The organism is Pseudonocardia zijingensis, from assembly GCF_042657305.1.
GTDB lineage: Bacteria > Actinomycetota > Actinomycetes > Mycobacteriales > Pseudonocardiaceae > Pseudonocardia > Pseudonocardia zijingensis.
Genome location: NZ_JBHSKO010000002.1, coordinates 134,038 through 147,927, shown reverse-complemented (window position 1 = coordinate 147,927; position 13,890 = coordinate 134,038). Strand labels below are relative to the sequence as shown.

Sequence of the window (13,890 nt, the reverse complement as noted above, 5' to 3'; positions counted from 1 at the left end):
TCAGATCACCCCCGCGGCGCGCAGCTCGCCGATCTCGGCTTCCGTGAGCCCGGCCAGGTCACCGAGCACGCCTGCGGTGTCTGCCCCGAGCAGGGGTGGCACACCCGGTGCGGGTGGTGGTCCGCCCGCCTCACGCAGCGGTGTGCGCAGCGCGGGGAATTCGCCCTCGGTCGGGTGGGAGAAGCGCCCGACCACCTCCCGTGCGGCGGTGTGCGGGTCGGCGAGGGCCTCCCGCAGCGAGCGGACCGCCCCGGCCGGGACGTCGGCCGCGCGCAGCTGCTGGACCAGGGGGTCGCGGTCCCACCGGGCGATGGCCGCGCGCAGCGACTTCATCACACGATCGCGCTGTGCGACGCGCCCCGCGTTGCGCTGCAGGCCGGCGTCCGCGGCGAGCTCGGGCAGCTCGAGCACCGCGCACAGCGGGCCCCAGTGCTGGTCGCTGCCGCTGATGTGCAGCCAGTGGCCGTCACCCGCCTGGAAGGCCGCGGACGGCACCCGGCCGGGGTGCTCGGTGCCGGTGCGGACCGGATCCTCGTCGAGGGCGAAGAGCCGGGCCGCCCCCAGCGCCTGGAGGCTGAGCTGGACGTCCATCATCGAGACGTCGAGGTGGGTGCCCAGCCCGTGGGCCGCGCGGCCCGCGAGGCCGCTCAGCACGGCGATCGCCACCCAGAGCCCGGAACTCAGGTCCGCCACGGGCACGCCGCACTTCACGGGCGGTCCGTCCGCCTCGCCCGTCGCCGCCATCACGCCCGACAGGGCCTGGAACACGGTGTCGTAGCCCTTGCGGTCGCGGTCCGGACCGCTCTGGCCGAACCCGCTGGCCGAGACGTAGACCAGGCCCGGGTTCGACTCGGCGAGGACGGCATAGCCGAGCCCGAGGCGCTCCATCGTGCCGGGCAGGAAGTTCTCCACGAGAACGTCGGCGCGGGCGGCCAGGCGCCGGGCGAGGTCGCGGCCGCGCGGGTCCTTGATGTCGAGGGTGATCGAGTGCTTGCCACGGTTGAAAGCGAAGAAGTAGGCGCTCTCCCCGTGGGGGAGCCGGGGCTCGAAGCCGCGGGTCTCGTCCCCGGACCCCGGGCGCTCGACCTTGACGACGGTGGCGCCGAGCTCGGCGAGCACCTGGGTGGCCAGGGGCGCGGCGAGCACCCGGGAGAAGTCGAGGACGGTGGTCCCCGCGAGCGGCTGGGGGCTCACCGGCGGAACCCGCGCATCAGGGCGTTGACGTCCTGGCTCGCGCGCATCGCGGCGTCCGTCGGGAGGTCGGCGACGCGGTGGAAGAGGTCCTTGGCCGCGGCGAGCGCGCGCGGCTCGACGGCCGCCCACTGCTCGGCGATCCCGAGCGCGGCGGCCACGACCTCGTCGGGCTCCACCACCCGGTTGACGAGCCCGTGCTCGAGCGCCTCGCCCGCGTCGAGCAGGCGACCGGTGCTGACGAGCTCGAAGGCGAGCTTGCGGCCGAGGTGGCGCACCAGCCCCGTCATCACCAGCGCGGGCACGATGGAGTGCTTGAGCTCCGGGTAGCCGAACCGCAGGTCGGAGCCCGCCACGGCCATGTCGGCGCCGATCGCGAGGCCTGCACCGCCGCCCACCGCCACCCCGCGCACGGCGGACACCACCGGCTTGGCCATGCGCTGCATCCGCACCTGCAGCCGGGCGGTCAGCGCGGCGCGCTCCAGCACGGCGTCGGGCCGGTCCGGGGTGAGCCCGGAGAACTCGCGCAGGTCGGCGCCCGCGCAGAAGCCGCGCCCGGCGCCGGTCAGCACGACGGCGCGCACCGCGCGGTCGGCGTCGGCCGCGTCGAGGGCCGCGTCCAGGGCGCGGGTGAGGGCCGTGTCGAGGGCGTTGAGTTTCTCCGGCCGGTTGAGGGTGAGGACGCGGACGGCGTCGCGGTCCTCGACGAGCAGCACGTCGGTCGGGACGGTCAAATGCTTCCTCCAGGGGTGGGGCGGATCAGGCGGGGATCCGCGTGCCGGCGAAGCCCGCGCGCGCCACCATGCTGTGGAGCGGGCGCTGCAACGCCTCCTCGCACGCACGCGACACCGCGGCCAGCGCGTCGAGGTCGACGCCGGTGTCGACGCCCATCGCGTCGAACAGGCTGACCAGGTCCTCGGTGCAGACGTTGCCGGTCAGCCCGGCACCGTAGGTGATGCCGGAGGGGTGTCCACCGACGCCGCCGACGGCGCTGTCGAAGTGCCGGCAGCCCGCGTCGAGCGCGGCGACGGCGTTGGCGATGCCGGTGCCGCGGGTGTTGTGGAAGTGGGCGACGACGGGCAGGTCCGGGTGGGTGCGCTCCAGCCGCGAGAACAGCGCGGCCACCGTGCGCGGGGTGGCCACGCCTGTGGTGTCACCGAGGGTCACGAGGTCGGCGCCCAGCTCCACGAACCGCGCGACGTCGGCGGCGACCCGGCCCGGGTCGACGGCGCCCTCGAAGGGGCAGCCGAAGGCCACCGAGACGACCCCCACGAGCCGGAATCGGCCCGCGGCCAGCGCCACCATCTCCGCCACCCGCTCCCACTGCCCGGACCGGGTCGTGCGCAGGTTGCGCTCGGTGTGGCTCTCGGTGGCCGAGACCAGCAGGCTCAGCTCGTCGGCGCCGTGACCGGCGTCGAGGTCGGCGAGCGCCCGCGTCACCGCGCGGGGGTTGGGGCAGGTCGCCTTGAACGCCACCCCGGGCCGGGGCGCGACCTCGGCGAGCACCTGGGAGGCGTCGGCGAAGGCGGGCACCCGGGAGGGGTGGCTGTAGCTGGTGGCCTCCACGCGGCGGAACCCGGCGTCGGCGAACGCGCGCAGGAGCGCGATCTTCGTGGCGGTCGGCACGAACGCGGGCTCGTGCTGGAGCCCGTCGCGGGCGAAGCACTCGCAGATCGTCACGACGTCACGCGCCGGACCGGCCATGGTGGAGCCACCTCTCTCGTCGATGGCTCAACCAGTACGCGGTGCTGTTGATAATGTCAACACCAGTGAGGTGTTCAGCGCTCCCGCTCGAGCTGTTCGGTGGCGAGCGCGAGGTCGGCGAGCTTGTCGAGCGCGCGCAACAGCGTGTCGGCCTCGTCGGGGGACAGGATCGCCAGGAAGGCCGTGTCGCGTTCGTTGGCCGCGGCGATCAGGCCCCGGTACACGCGGGTGCCCTCCTCGGTGAGCGCGAGCTGGGACGTGCGGCCCGACCCGGCGGTCCGGTTGACCAGGCCCCGCTCGGTCAGGCGGCTGACCACCCGGCTCATCTGCGCCTTGTCCAGGCCGGCCCGGCGGGCGAGCCGGTTGAGCGTGAGCGTGGGGTCGGACGCGATCAGCGCGATCGCGCGCCACTCGCCCAGGCTCACGTCGAACTCCCGGCGGTAGCGGAGGGCGGCCGACCGCGACATCGCCGACGAGGTGCGCGACAGCCGGTACGACAGGAGCTCCGAGATGGGCACGAGCTCCCGCCCGTCCGTGCGCTGCGCCATAGCGTCATCGTAGCGATCGCCACCCGACTGTTGACAGAATCAACACACGATGGCGACACTCGGCCGCGCCGCCGGTGCCTCGGCGACAACGCGCCCAGACGAAGGAGTCGAGAAGTCGTGGCCGAACCCCACGCCGTCACCGGGCAGCCGGACCGCGGCAGCGGTGCCGACGCGGTGGACCGCGCGTCCACCTACCGCACCATCGCCCTGCGGATCATGCCGCTGCTGGTGATCTGCTACGTCGTCAGCTTCATCGACCGCACGAACATCGGGATCGCCCAGCAGGGTCTGCAGCGGGACCTCGCCTTCGGGCCGGCGGTCTACGGGCTCGGCGTCACGCTCTTCTTCGTCGGGTTCATCCTCTTCGAGGTCCCCAGCAACGCCCTGATGGCGCGGATCGGCGCCCGCAAGACCCTCGTGCGGATCATGATCACCTGGGGCCTGGTGACGTGCGCGACGATGTTCGTGCGCGACGAGTTCACCTTCTACCTGGCGAGGTTCCTGCTCGGCGTGGCCGAGGCCGGGTTCTTCCCCGGGGCGCTGTTCTACCTCTCGCGCTGGTTCCCCTCCGCCCGGCGCACCCGGATGACGGCGGTGTTCTTCATCGGCGTGCCGGTCTCGGGCGTGCTGGGGTCCGTGGTGTCCGGGGCCATCATGCACACGCTCGGCGGGGTGGCCGGGCTCGCGGACTGGCAGTGGCTGTTCCTGCTGGAGGGGATCCCGCCGATCCTGCTCGCCGCGCTGGTGGCGGTGGTGCTGGTGGACGAGCCGGAGCAGGCGAGGTGGCTCACCCCGGCGCAGAAGGCCGCCGTCCGCGCCGACCTCGACGCCGACAGCCGCAGCAAGGGGGAGGGTGCCGGCTCCGAGACCCACGGTGGGCTGCTGCTCGCGCTGCGCGACCCGAAGGTCTGGATCCTCGGGCTGTGCGCGTGCGGCGCCTACACGCTGGCCAACGCCGTGTCCTACTGGACGCCGCGGATCATCGCCGAGGCCGGCGTCGGGAACGTGCTGAACCTCGGGCTCTTCTCCGCGGTGCCGCCACTGCTCGGCATCGCCGTGATGCTCGTCGTGGGCAGGCACTCCGACCGCACCCTGGAACGCCGCTGGCACGCGGCCACCAGCTGGATGGTCGCCGTCCTCGCGATGGTCACGCTCTCCGTGGTCGGCGAGAACGTCGTGCTGGTGGTGGCGTTGCTGGCCGTCATGGCCGCGGCCCACTACTCGGGCCTGACCGTCTTCTACTCGATCCCGTCGATCTACCTCACCGACCGGGCCGCCGCCACCGGCATCGCCGTCGTCACCTCGATGGGCTCGTTCGCCGCCGCGGCGTCGCCCTCGTTGCTCGGGTTCATCCAGTCCGCCACCGGCAGCCTGTCGCTCGGCCTGCAGATCAGCGCGGGCGTCATCCTGCTGGCCGTCGTCCTGCTGCTGGTCGGGGTGAAGCCCGGTGACCTGAAGGAGGGGGCGCGCGACCCCCAGCGCGTGTGACGATCGACGGGCCGCTGCCGTCGGGGCGGCGGGAGGGGAGCGGTGATGCGCGCAGCGTTCGTGCCCGAAGCGGGTCGGGTCGAGGTGGGGGAGTTCCCGGAGCCGGCGGCACGGTCCGACGGTGAGCTCGTGGTCCGGATGGAGCGCGCCTCGATCTGCGGCTCCGACGTCCACTCCGTGTACGACGGCTTCCACAACCCCGAGCGCGTCGGGTGGCCGGGGTACCCCGGGCACGAGGGCGTCGGCGTCGTGGTCGAGAGCAGGTCGGCGCGCTACCCCACCGGGGTGCGGGTGCTCACCGTCCCCACCGGGCGCGACGGCGGCTGCTTCGCGGAGTACCAGCTGATCGACGACGACCACGTGGTGCCGCTGCCGGCCGACGGCGACCCCGCGCGGCTGCTCATGGCCCAGCAGTACGGCACCACGCTCTACTCGATGCGGACGTTCGAGCCGGTGGTGGGCAACGGCGTCGCGGCGATCATCGGCGCGGGCTCGGCCGGGCTGTTCTTCCTGCAGCAGGCGCGGCAGCTCGGCTTCGAGCACGTCGTGGTCTCCGACCTGGACGAGCGGCGGCTCGCCGTGGCCCGCAGGCTCGGGGCGCGCACGCTCGTGCACGCGCCGGACGAGTCCTTCGTGGACGCCGTGCTCGACGTCACCGGGGGCACGGGCGCCGACATCGTGATCGAGGCGGCGGGCTACGACGCGCTGCGCTCCGCCGCCGTCGACGCCGTGGCGATGCGCGGCACGCTCGGCTTCTTCGGGTTCCCGGAACGCCTCGGCCCGGCGCCGTTCCCCATGTTCGAGGCGTTCCGCAAGGTGCTGCGCATCCAGTGGGCGGGTGGCACGCAGTCCGAGCCCGGGCTGGTCTCGTTCCGCGACGCGGTGCAGCACATCCACGAGGGCCGCATCGACGTCGAGCACTGCCTCGAGCCGGTCTACCCGCTCGACCGGCTGCCGGAGGCGCTCGCGGTGGCCCGGCGGCACGGCGACGGTGCCGTCAAGCTGTCGATCGACCCCGCCGCCTGAGGCCGGCCGCTACGAGCGGGCCAGCCGCCGGCGGTCGCGGGCCAGGGTGAAGCACTCGGCGTGCAGGTACACGCGCGATCCCTGGCTGCCGGGCCAGTGACGGGTGGCCACCACTCCGCCGCAGCGGACATCGGCCACCGGGCAGCAGCATTCCTCGCACAGTTGCGGGACGGGGTAGGGCAGGTTCTCGTGAAGCATGGTTGTCCTCCCACCTCGCGGACAGCGAGGTATCCCGGGCGGAGTACCCGCCCGCCCGGGATGCACGCCATTGCCCTCAGCCGGTGCGCAGGCCGGCGAGCACCACGCGCAGCAGCCGCTGCGCGCGGTCCGGCCACTCGTCAGGTCCCATCCGCCACAGGAAGCCCACGAGGAGCAGCACGTCGCGGGCGTCGACGCCCTCGCGCAGCCGCCCGTCGGCGCGGCACGCCCGCAGCAGCTCGTCGATGGCGTCGATGATCGGCCCGTAGCCCTCGGTGGCGAGCTCGGCGAGGGTGGCGGCCTGGAGGGCGTCGGTCATGCCCCGCTTGATCCGGCCGAAGTCGGCCAGCCGCACCAGCCACTCCTCGAGGGCGCCCCACGGCGGGCGCGTGCGCACCAGCTCGCCCGCCGCGAGTGCGAGCTCCCCGACGTCCGCGCGGTGGACCTCCATGATGAGGGCCTCGCGGCTGGTGAAGTTGCGGTAGAGCGTGGCCTGGCCGACGCCGGCCCGCCGGGCCACGGCCGCCATCGCCACGTCGCCGTTCTCCTGGAGCAGGCCCCGCGCGGCGTGGAGGATGCGCTCCCGGTTCTCGGTGGCGTCGGACCGCCGGGCACGCTGCGTCGCGGGCTGGGGCGCGGGTTGCGGTCGGCTCATCGGGTGCCCAGGGTAGCCCGCCGGTCAGGGCGTGGAGAGCGCGACGCGGAGGATGCGGTCGTCGCCGGGACGCGGGTCGGTGCCGCCCCAGGTCGCCTCGTCGGTGTTGGACGTGACGATCCACAGCGCGCCGTCCGGCGCCACCTCGACCGCTCGGATCCGGCCGTGCTCGCCGACGAAGTGCGGCACCGGCGCACCCGCGGCCTGCCCGTCCTGCACCGGGAGCTGCCAGAGCCGCTGCCCGGACAGCGCACCCATCCAGAGCGAGTCGCGGGCGAAGGCGATGCCCGACGGCGAGGCCTCGTCCGGGTGCAGGGCGAACAGCGGCGGTTCCCCGGTGCCGCCCTCGACCCCTTCGGCGTCCGGCCACCCGTAGTCCGCTCCGGGGCGCAACACGTTGACCTCGTCCCACGTGCGGTGGCCCAGCTCGGACGCGTACACCGTGCCGTCCGGGCCGAAGGTGATGCCCTGCACGTTGCGATGCCCGAGCGAGAACACCGCGGTGCCGAGCGGGTTGCCCGGAGCCGGTGAGCCGTCCGGCCGGATGCGCAGCACCTTCCCGTTGAGCGAGTCGCGGTCGGGGGAGCGGCTGCCCTCGAACGCGTCACCGGTGCCGATCCAGAGGTGGCCGTCCCGGTCGAACACCAGCTTGCCGCCGTGGTGGCGGTCGGCGGTGCCGATCCCGTCGAGGACGACCCGCTCGACGGCCAGCGAGCGGAGGTCCACGGCGATCCGCAGCGCCACGACCCGGTTGGTGGGGGCGGCGGACACGTAGGCGTACACGGTGCGGTCGGTGATGAAGCCGGGGGAGGCGGCCAGCCCCAGCAGGCCGCCCTCGGAGCTCGCCGTGACACCGGGCACCGTGCCGACGAGCGACGCCGGCCCGCCACCTGCCGGGACGTGGCTGATCTCCCCCGAGTCGCGGCTCGAGACCAGCGCCGACCCGTCGGGCAGGAACGTCAGCCCCCACGGCATCCGCAGTCCCGACGCCACCTCGGTGACCGGCCCGGGCGTCGCGACCTCGACCGGGGTCATCGGCTCCCGCGGCGGGGCCGTCACCGGCGGGACCACCGGGCTGACCGCGGGCGCGCTGTCGTCGTCGGGGTAGTTGCGGCCGGCGGCGGGCGTGGTGGCGCATGCCGCGGCGAGTGAGAGCGCGACGAGGGCTGCCGCGGTGCGGAGTCGATTCGTGGTCACGACGGGGTCCCATCCGGTGCTTCCAGTGGAAACAAGCTGGCGATATCAACGGTATCACAGTCGCTAACGCAAGACTGTTATCAGTGATAAGCAGCGGAGCTTGACGCCGCGTGGGGCGTCATGGTTGCCTAGATAGGCGAAAGCTTTTCGCTTAGCGAAAGCACGTCATCGTCGACGGAAGGGTTGCTCCATGCCTCGCACGAGTTGGTCGCACCGGGCCATGGCGGTGGCGGTGTCACTGGCAGCAGTCGCGGCACCGGCGGGCTGCGCGATCGGCGCTCCGGAGGCCGGCACGGAGCCGGCCGACGGGTGCGCGGCGCTGGAGGGGCAGACCATCACGCTCGTCGCCCCCGCCAGCCCGGGTGGCGGGTTCGACACGCTCGCGCGCGTCATCGCCGAGCCGCTGGGTGGCGAACTGGGTGCGCAGGTCATCGTGGAGAACCGGCCGGGCGCCGGCGGGCTGCTGGCCGTCAACCGGCTCGTCAACGCGCCGGCCGACGGCACGCAGCTCGCCCTGATGAGCGGCACGGGGGCTGCGGCCTCGGTGCTCGGCGGGGCCGAGGGGGCGGACTTCGCGCTGCGCGACCTGTCCTACATCGGCCGGGTCGCCCAGGAGGACACCCTGCTCGTGACGTCGCCGCAGGGCGGCACCTGGTCCGACGCGCTGGCGTCCGACGACTTCCGCTTCGGCTCGACCGGTCCGGGCGGCACCGACTACGCCACGGCCACCCTGCTCATCGAGGCCTTCCAACTGCGGGGCCGGATCGTCACCGGCTTCCCCGGGCAGAGCGAAGCCATGCTCGCGTTGCTGCAGGGCAACATCGACGGCCTGATCGGCACGGCCGACGACCGCAGGTCGCCGATCGAGTCGGGTGAGGTGGTGCCGATCCTGTCCATCACCCCCGAGCGCGCGGACGTGGCGCCGGACGCCCCGGCGATCGGCGAGCTCGACCTGCGCCCGGAGCAGCGGAGCCTGCTCGACGCGCTGCTGACCCTCAACGAGCTCGGGCGGCCGCTGGTGGGTCCGGCCGGCATCGAGCCGGGCACGCTGGAGTGCCTGCGAACGGCGTTCGCCGCCGTCGCCCAGGATCCCGCCGTGGTGGCGCGGGCCGCCGACCAGCGCCGCCGGATCGGGTACGCCTCCGGCCAGGAGCTCGACGCGGTGATCGGCCGGATCGAGGCGTTGCCCCCGGAGTTCGTCGGGATCCTGCGGGAGGCGCTCGGCCGGTCGTGACGCGGTCGCCGGTACTGTCGAAGATCGCGGGATTCCTTGACAGGCCCGCCCCGGTTTTCGTATAACGAAGTGTGTCCGAATCTGCGGATGGTGCTCGGCCTGCTCCCCTGCGTGAGCGGGCGGAGGTGATGGCCGGGCTCGCCAAGGGGCTGCGGATCATCGAGGCCTTCGACGAGACCCATCCGACGCTCACGGTCTCCACCGCGGCCGAGGCGGCGGGCATCACGCCGGCGGCGGCCCGCCGGTGCCTGCTCACGATGCAGGAACTCGGGTACGTCAGCCACGACGGCAAGTTCTTCCGGCCCACACCCCGGATGCAGCGCCTCGGCGGCTCCTACAGCGGCAGCGCGCAGTTGCCGGTGCTGGCCCAGCCGCACCTGGAGGCGGTGCGCGACGAGCTCGGGGAGTCGGCGTCGCTGGCGGTGCTCGACGGCTCGTACGTCACGTTCGTGGCCCGGGTGGAGTCGCAGCGCATCGTCACCATGAACGTGCGCCTGGGCGCCCGGCTGCCCGCGCACGCGTCCGCTACCGGGCGGCTGCTGCTCTCGGCCCTCCCCGATGACGAGATCGACCGCCACCTCGAGGGGTGCGAACCCGAGCGCACGGGGCCGAACACGGTCACCGACGTCGCCGAGATCCGCAGGCGCATCCTCGCGGTGCGCGAGTCCGGGGTGTCGTTCACCGACGAGGAGCTCGAGGTCGGGATCCGCACGGTCGCCGTGCCGGTGGTCGACGTGGCTGGCCGGACCCACGCCGCGCTGAGCCTCGCCGTGCTCGCGAGCCGGACCCCGCTGGAGGAGCTGCGGGAGCGGCACGTCCCCGTGATGCAGCAGGCGGCGGCCCGGCTCGGCCAGATGCTCTGACGCTCCTCCGCGTTCCCTGACGCGCCGCCGGCAACTCCCGCCGGCGGCGCTCTCGTGTCTGCGCTCGTGAACGCGCAGGTCAACCGCTTGCCCCTGCCGAGCCCCTCTGTTAGATTCCAAATCCGCAAGTTCTTCGAATAGCGAAACCGAGCTGCAGGAGCTGCATGTCCGTCCTCGACCGCGCGGTCCGCGATCTGGTGATCGCCAACCGGGTACTGGCCAACGAAGGCGTGCTCGACGCGTACGGGCACGTGAGTGTCCGCCACCCCGACGATCCGCAGCGCTACCTGCTGTCGCGTTCGCTCGGGCCGGAGCACGTGACCCCCGACGACATCGTCGAGTTCACCCTCGACGGCACGGCGGTGTCCGACGACCGCCCGCCCTACCTCGAACGCTTCATCCACGGTGCCGTCTACGCCGCGCGCCCCGAGGTCGGGGCCGTGGTCCACGGCCACACGGCGGCCGTCCTCCCCTACACGATCACGGACGTGCCGCTGCGCGCCGTCGTCCACGACGCCAGCGACATCGGCTCGCACATCCCGCGGTGGGACATCCGCGAGGAGTTCGGCGACGACACGGACATGCTCGTCCGCTCCGAGGAGATGGGGAAGTCGCTGGCCCGCAGGCTCGGCGACCACAGCGTCGTGCTCATGCGCGGCCACGGCTTCGCGGCCGCGGGCCGGTCGCTGGTGATGACCGTGCGCATGTGCGTCTACCTGGGCCGCAACGCCCAGGTGCAGACGATCGCCGCTGCCGCCGGTGGCGAGGTCGTGGCGCTGACCGACGGCGAGATCGCGGCGCGGCGCGCGTACGACCCGGACTCGCCCGCCATGCGCCGGGGCTGGAACGCCTGGGCGGAGCGCGCCGGATGTGGACACCTCCTCGACGGACAGGGAGCACCGTGAACGACACCGACCTGAGGATGAGCATCGGCGGGCAGTGGGTGCCCGCCTCCGACGGCGCCACCCTGCCCGTCGTCGACCCCGCCACCGAGAAGCGGATCGCCACGATCCCGGCCGGTGGTCCGAAGGACGTGGCCGTCGCCGTGGAGGCGGCGGCCGATGCCGCGCCCGCCTGGGCCGGCCGGTCCTGGCTCGACCGCGGTGAGCTGCTGCGCGAGCTGGCCCGCCGCCTCGAGGAGCGCGTCGACGAGCTCGCGATGATGGACGCGGTCGACGGCGGCAACCCGGTCAGCGGCATGCGGGGCGACGTCCGCCGCGCCGTCGAGGAGGTCCGCTACTACGCCGGGCTCGGCGGCGAGCTCAAGGGCGACACCGTGCCGTGGACGGCCCAGCAGTTCGGGCAGACCTACCGCGAGCCGTACGGGGTGGTGGGGCGGATCACCGCGTACAACCACCCGCTGCAGTTCGCCGTCACGAAGGTCGCGGCCCCGTTGATCGCGGGCAACACCGTGGTGCTCAAGCCCTCGGAGCACACCTCGATGTCGGCCCTGCGGTTCGCCGAGCTCGCCCAGGACGTGCTGCCGCCCGGGGTGCTCAACGTCGTGACCGGCACCGGGGTCGGCGTCGGCGCTCCGCTCGTCGAGCACCCGGGCGTCCCGCGGATCTCGTTCACCGGAGGAGTGCCCACCGGGCGGGCGATCCTGCGCGCGGCCGCGGAGCACATCAAGCACGTGTCGCTGGAGCTGGGCGGCAAGAACCCGATGATCGTCTGCCCGGACGTCGACGTCGAGGCGGCGGCGCAGGCGGCGGTCGCCGGCATGGGCCTGCGCCGTTCCACCGGACAGTCGTGCCAGTCGACCTCCCGGATCCTCGTGCACGACTCGATCGCCGAGGAGCTCACCGAGCGGGTCCTGGAGATCATCGGCGGGTTGCGCATCGGCGATCCGCGCGACGACGACGTGGAGATCGGCCCGCTGTGCTTCCGCGAGCACCACGAGCGGGTGCTGGGCTACATCGAGATCGGCAAGGCCGAGGGCGCCCGGCTGCTCACCGGCGGCGGGCGGCCCGAGGGTCTCGACCGCGGCTTCTACGTGGCACCGACGGTGTTCACCGACGTCACCCCGGACATGCGGATCGCGAACGAGGAGATCTTCGGGCCGGTCATCTCGATCATGACCTGGCGCGACGAGGCCGAGGCGATCGCGCTCGCCAACGGCGTGGAGTACGGCCTCACAGCCAACATCTGGACCAACGACTTCTCCGCCGTGCACCGCATCGCCCGCGCCGTCGAGGCCGGCACGGTGTGGATCAACGGCGCGGCCGGCGCCCGGCCGGTCGGCGTCCCGTTCGGCGGCTACAAGCACAGCGGGCTCGGCCGTGAGGCCTGCCTCGGCGAGGCGCTGAGCTTCACCAGGGAGAAGAGCCTGATCCTCACCTTCCCGGCATGACCGTCTTCTCACCGGCCCGGGCGCGGCACCTCGTCGGGGGCGAGTGGCTGGCCCATGGCGACCTCGCCGCGTCGCACGACCCGGCCACCGACGAGCAGCTCGGCGTGTTCCACGACGGGGGAGCCGAGGTCGCCCGTGCCGCGATCGACGCCGCCGCCGGCGCGTTCGCGCGTGGCCGATGGCGCACCGACCACGAGCTGCGGGCCCGCGTGCTGTGGGAGCTCGCCGACGCCCTCGACCGGAACGCCGAGCGCCTGGCGACCGCACTCACCCTGGAGAACGGCAAACCCATCGGGCAGGCCACCGGGGAGGTCACGCGCTCGGCGGGCAAGCTGCGCTACCACGCGGGGCTCGCGCTCACCGACCTCGGCACGGCGGCGCGCTCGCCCACCGGATCCGTCTCGATGCTGGTGAAGGAGCCGGTCGGGCCTGCAGGGGTGATCGTGCCGTGGAACTCGCCGGTGATCCTTGCGATCCGCAGCCTGGCCCCCGCCCTCGCCGCGGGCTGCACCGCGGTGGTGAAGATGCCGGCCCAGACGGCCTTGACGGGCGTGTTGCTCGCCGAGGTGCTCGCGGGCGTGCCCGCGTTGCCGCCGGGTGTGCTGAACGTCGTCACGGAGTCCGGGGACGGCGCGGCGCGGGAACTGGTCGCCGACCCGAGGATCGCGGTGGTCAGCTACACCGGCAGCACGGCGGTCGGGGCGCAGATCATGGCCGCGGCGGGTGCCCGGCTCAAGCGGGTGTCGCTCGAGCTGGGCGGCAAGACACCCATGATCGTGTGCGCCGACGCCGACCTCGACGTCGCCGTGCCCGCCCTCGTCGCGGGGGTCACCCGCTTCGCCGGGCAGTTCTGCATGGCCGGGAGCCGCATCCTGGTGCAGCGGCCGATCGCCGACGAACTGTGCGTGCGGCTGCGCGACGCGCTCGCCGCGACCGTGCTGGGCCCGGGCATCGAGCCCGCGACCCAGCTCGGCCCGCTGATCGACCACGCCGCCGTGCGCCGCGTCGAGGGGTTCATCGCGCGCGCCGACGGCGCCGAACCGCTGCTGCGCGGTGGCCCGACGCCCGGCCTCGGCTCCTTCTTCCGGCCGGCCCTGCTCGCGGTGCAGGACCTCGGTTCGCCGCTCGTGCAGGAGGAGGTCTTCGGGCCCGTCGCGACCGTCGAGCTGTTCGACGACGAGGACGACGCGGTCCACCGGGCCGGCGCCACCCGCTACGGCCTCGCCGCGTCGGTCTGGACGCGCGACGGCGCCCGGGCTCAGCGCCTCGCGGCCGCCCTCCCCGCGGGCACGGTCTGGATCAACGACTGGGCGCGGATCGTCGACCGCTTCGAGGAGGGCGGCTACAAGCACAGCGGGCTGGGCCGGCTCGGTGGCCCCGGCGGCCTGGCCGAGTTCCAGGAGGTCAAGCACGTCTACCTCGCGCCCTGACCCGCG

Annotated in this window: 14 protein-coding genes; 7 read left to right on the top strand and 7 right to left on the bottom strand. The window is 73.6% G+C overall.

The annotated features are described in order from the left end of the window. The 4 genes from ACFPL3_RS04865 to ACFPL3_RS04850 form a co-directional block, all read right to left on the bottom strand. Entirely contained in the window at positions 1-1,194 is a 1,194-nt protein-coding gene (locus ACFPL3_RS04865) for a CaiB/BaiF CoA transferase family protein (RefSeq protein ID WP_343942870.1), read from the bottom strand. After that, on the bottom strand, positions 1,191-1,925 hold the full coding sequence (locus ACFPL3_RS04860) for an enoyl-CoA hydratase/isomerase family protein (RefSeq protein ID WP_343942869.1): 735 nt from the start codon (positions 1,923-1,925) through the stop codon (positions 1,191-1,193). The genes ACFPL3_RS04865 and ACFPL3_RS04860 overlap by 4 nt, the downstream gene beginning before the upstream one ends. A gap of 25 nt (positions 1,926-1,950) precedes the next feature. Continuing rightward, the gene (locus tag ACFPL3_RS04855; protein WP_343942868.1) at positions 1,951-2,895 is read right to left on the bottom strand and encodes a hydroxymethylglutaryl-CoA lyase; all 945 of its coding nucleotides are present in this window, start codon (positions 2,893-2,895) and stop codon (positions 1,951-1,953) included. 74 nt (positions 2,896-2,969) lie between these two features. Beyond that, complete coding sequence (locus ACFPL3_RS04850) at positions 2,970-3,443, bottom strand: MarR family winged helix-turn-helix transcriptional regulator (RefSeq protein WP_343942867.1); 474 nt, start codon at positions 3,441-3,443, stop codon at positions 2,970-2,972. 117 nt (positions 3,444-3,560) lie between these two features. Here ACFPL3_RS04850 and ACFPL3_RS04845 point away from each other — a divergent pair, with 117 nt between their 5' ends. Both ACFPL3_RS04845 and ACFPL3_RS04840 read left to right on the top strand, forming a co-directional pair. Beyond that, the gene (locus ACFPL3_RS04845; protein WP_343942866.1) at positions 3,561-4,931 is read left to right on the top strand and encodes an MFS transporter; all 1,371 of its coding nucleotides are present in this window, start codon (positions 3,561-3,563) and stop codon (positions 4,929-4,931) included. 45 nt (positions 4,932-4,976) lie between these two features. After that, positions 4,977-5,957 (top strand): zinc-binding dehydrogenase, encoded by a 981-nt coding sequence (locus ACFPL3_RS04840; RefSeq protein ID WP_343942865.1) that lies wholly within the window; start codon positions 4,977-4,979, stop codon positions 5,955-5,957. 9 nt (positions 5,958-5,966) lie between these two features. Here ACFPL3_RS04840 and ACFPL3_RS04835 read toward each other — a convergent pair whose 3' ends face one another. The 3 genes from ACFPL3_RS04835 to ACFPL3_RS04825 form a co-directional block, all read right to left on the bottom strand. Next, the gene (locus ACFPL3_RS04835; RefSeq protein ID WP_343942864.1) at positions 5,967-6,155 is read right to left on the bottom strand and encodes a hypothetical protein; all 189 of its coding nucleotides are present in this window, start codon (positions 6,153-6,155) and stop codon (positions 5,967-5,969) included. A gap of 76 nt (positions 6,156-6,231) precedes the next feature. Then, positions 6,232-6,810: a TetR/AcrR family transcriptional regulator gene (locus tag ACFPL3_RS04830; RefSeq protein WP_343942863.1), complete on the bottom strand. Its 579-nt coding sequence runs from the start codon at positions 6,808-6,810 to the stop codon at positions 6,232-6,234. Between the two features lie 24 nt (positions 6,811-6,834). Next, positions 6,835-8,007 carry a PQQ-dependent sugar dehydrogenase gene (locus ACFPL3_RS04825; RefSeq protein WP_343942862.1) on the bottom strand — a complete coding sequence of 391 codons (1,173 nt, stop codon included), beginning with the start codon at positions 8,005-8,007 and terminating at the stop codon, positions 6,835-6,837. Positions 8,008-8,197: 190 nt separating this feature from the next. Between ACFPL3_RS04825 and ACFPL3_RS04820 the strand changes: the two genes are divergently transcribed. From ACFPL3_RS04820 to ACFPL3_RS04800, 5 genes are all read left to right on the top strand, one after another. Further along, positions 8,198-9,241 (top strand): Bug family tripartite tricarboxylate transporter substrate binding protein, encoded by a 1,044-nt coding sequence (locus tag ACFPL3_RS04820; RefSeq protein ID WP_343942861.1) that lies wholly within the window; start codon positions 8,198-8,200, stop codon positions 9,239-9,241. Positions 9,242-9,369: 128 nt separating this feature from the next. After that, positions 9,370-10,104 carry an IclR family transcriptional regulator domain-containing protein gene (locus ACFPL3_RS04815; RefSeq protein ID WP_343942860.1) on the top strand — a complete coding sequence of 245 codons (735 nt, stop codon included), beginning with the start codon at positions 9,370-9,372 and terminating at the stop codon, positions 10,102-10,104. A 164-nt stretch (positions 10,105-10,268) separates the two neighbouring features. After that, the gene (locus ACFPL3_RS04810; RefSeq protein WP_343942859.1) at positions 10,269-11,009 is read left to right on the top strand and encodes a class II aldolase/adducin family protein; all 741 of its coding nucleotides are present in this window, start codon (positions 10,269-10,271) and stop codon (positions 11,007-11,009) included. Further along, on the top strand, positions 11,006-12,454 hold the full coding sequence (locus tag ACFPL3_RS04805; protein ID WP_343942858.1) for an aldehyde dehydrogenase family protein: 1,449 nt from the start codon (positions 11,006-11,008) through the stop codon (positions 12,452-12,454). Before ACFPL3_RS04810 ends, ACFPL3_RS04805 begins: the two co-directional genes overlap by 4 nt. Then, on the top strand, positions 12,451-13,884 hold the full coding sequence (locus ACFPL3_RS04800; RefSeq protein ID WP_343942857.1) for an aldehyde dehydrogenase family protein: 1,434 nt from the start codon (positions 12,451-12,453) through the stop codon (positions 13,882-13,884). Before ACFPL3_RS04805 ends, ACFPL3_RS04800 begins: the two co-directional genes overlap by 4 nt. Positions 13,885-13,890: the final 6 nt, after the last annotated feature.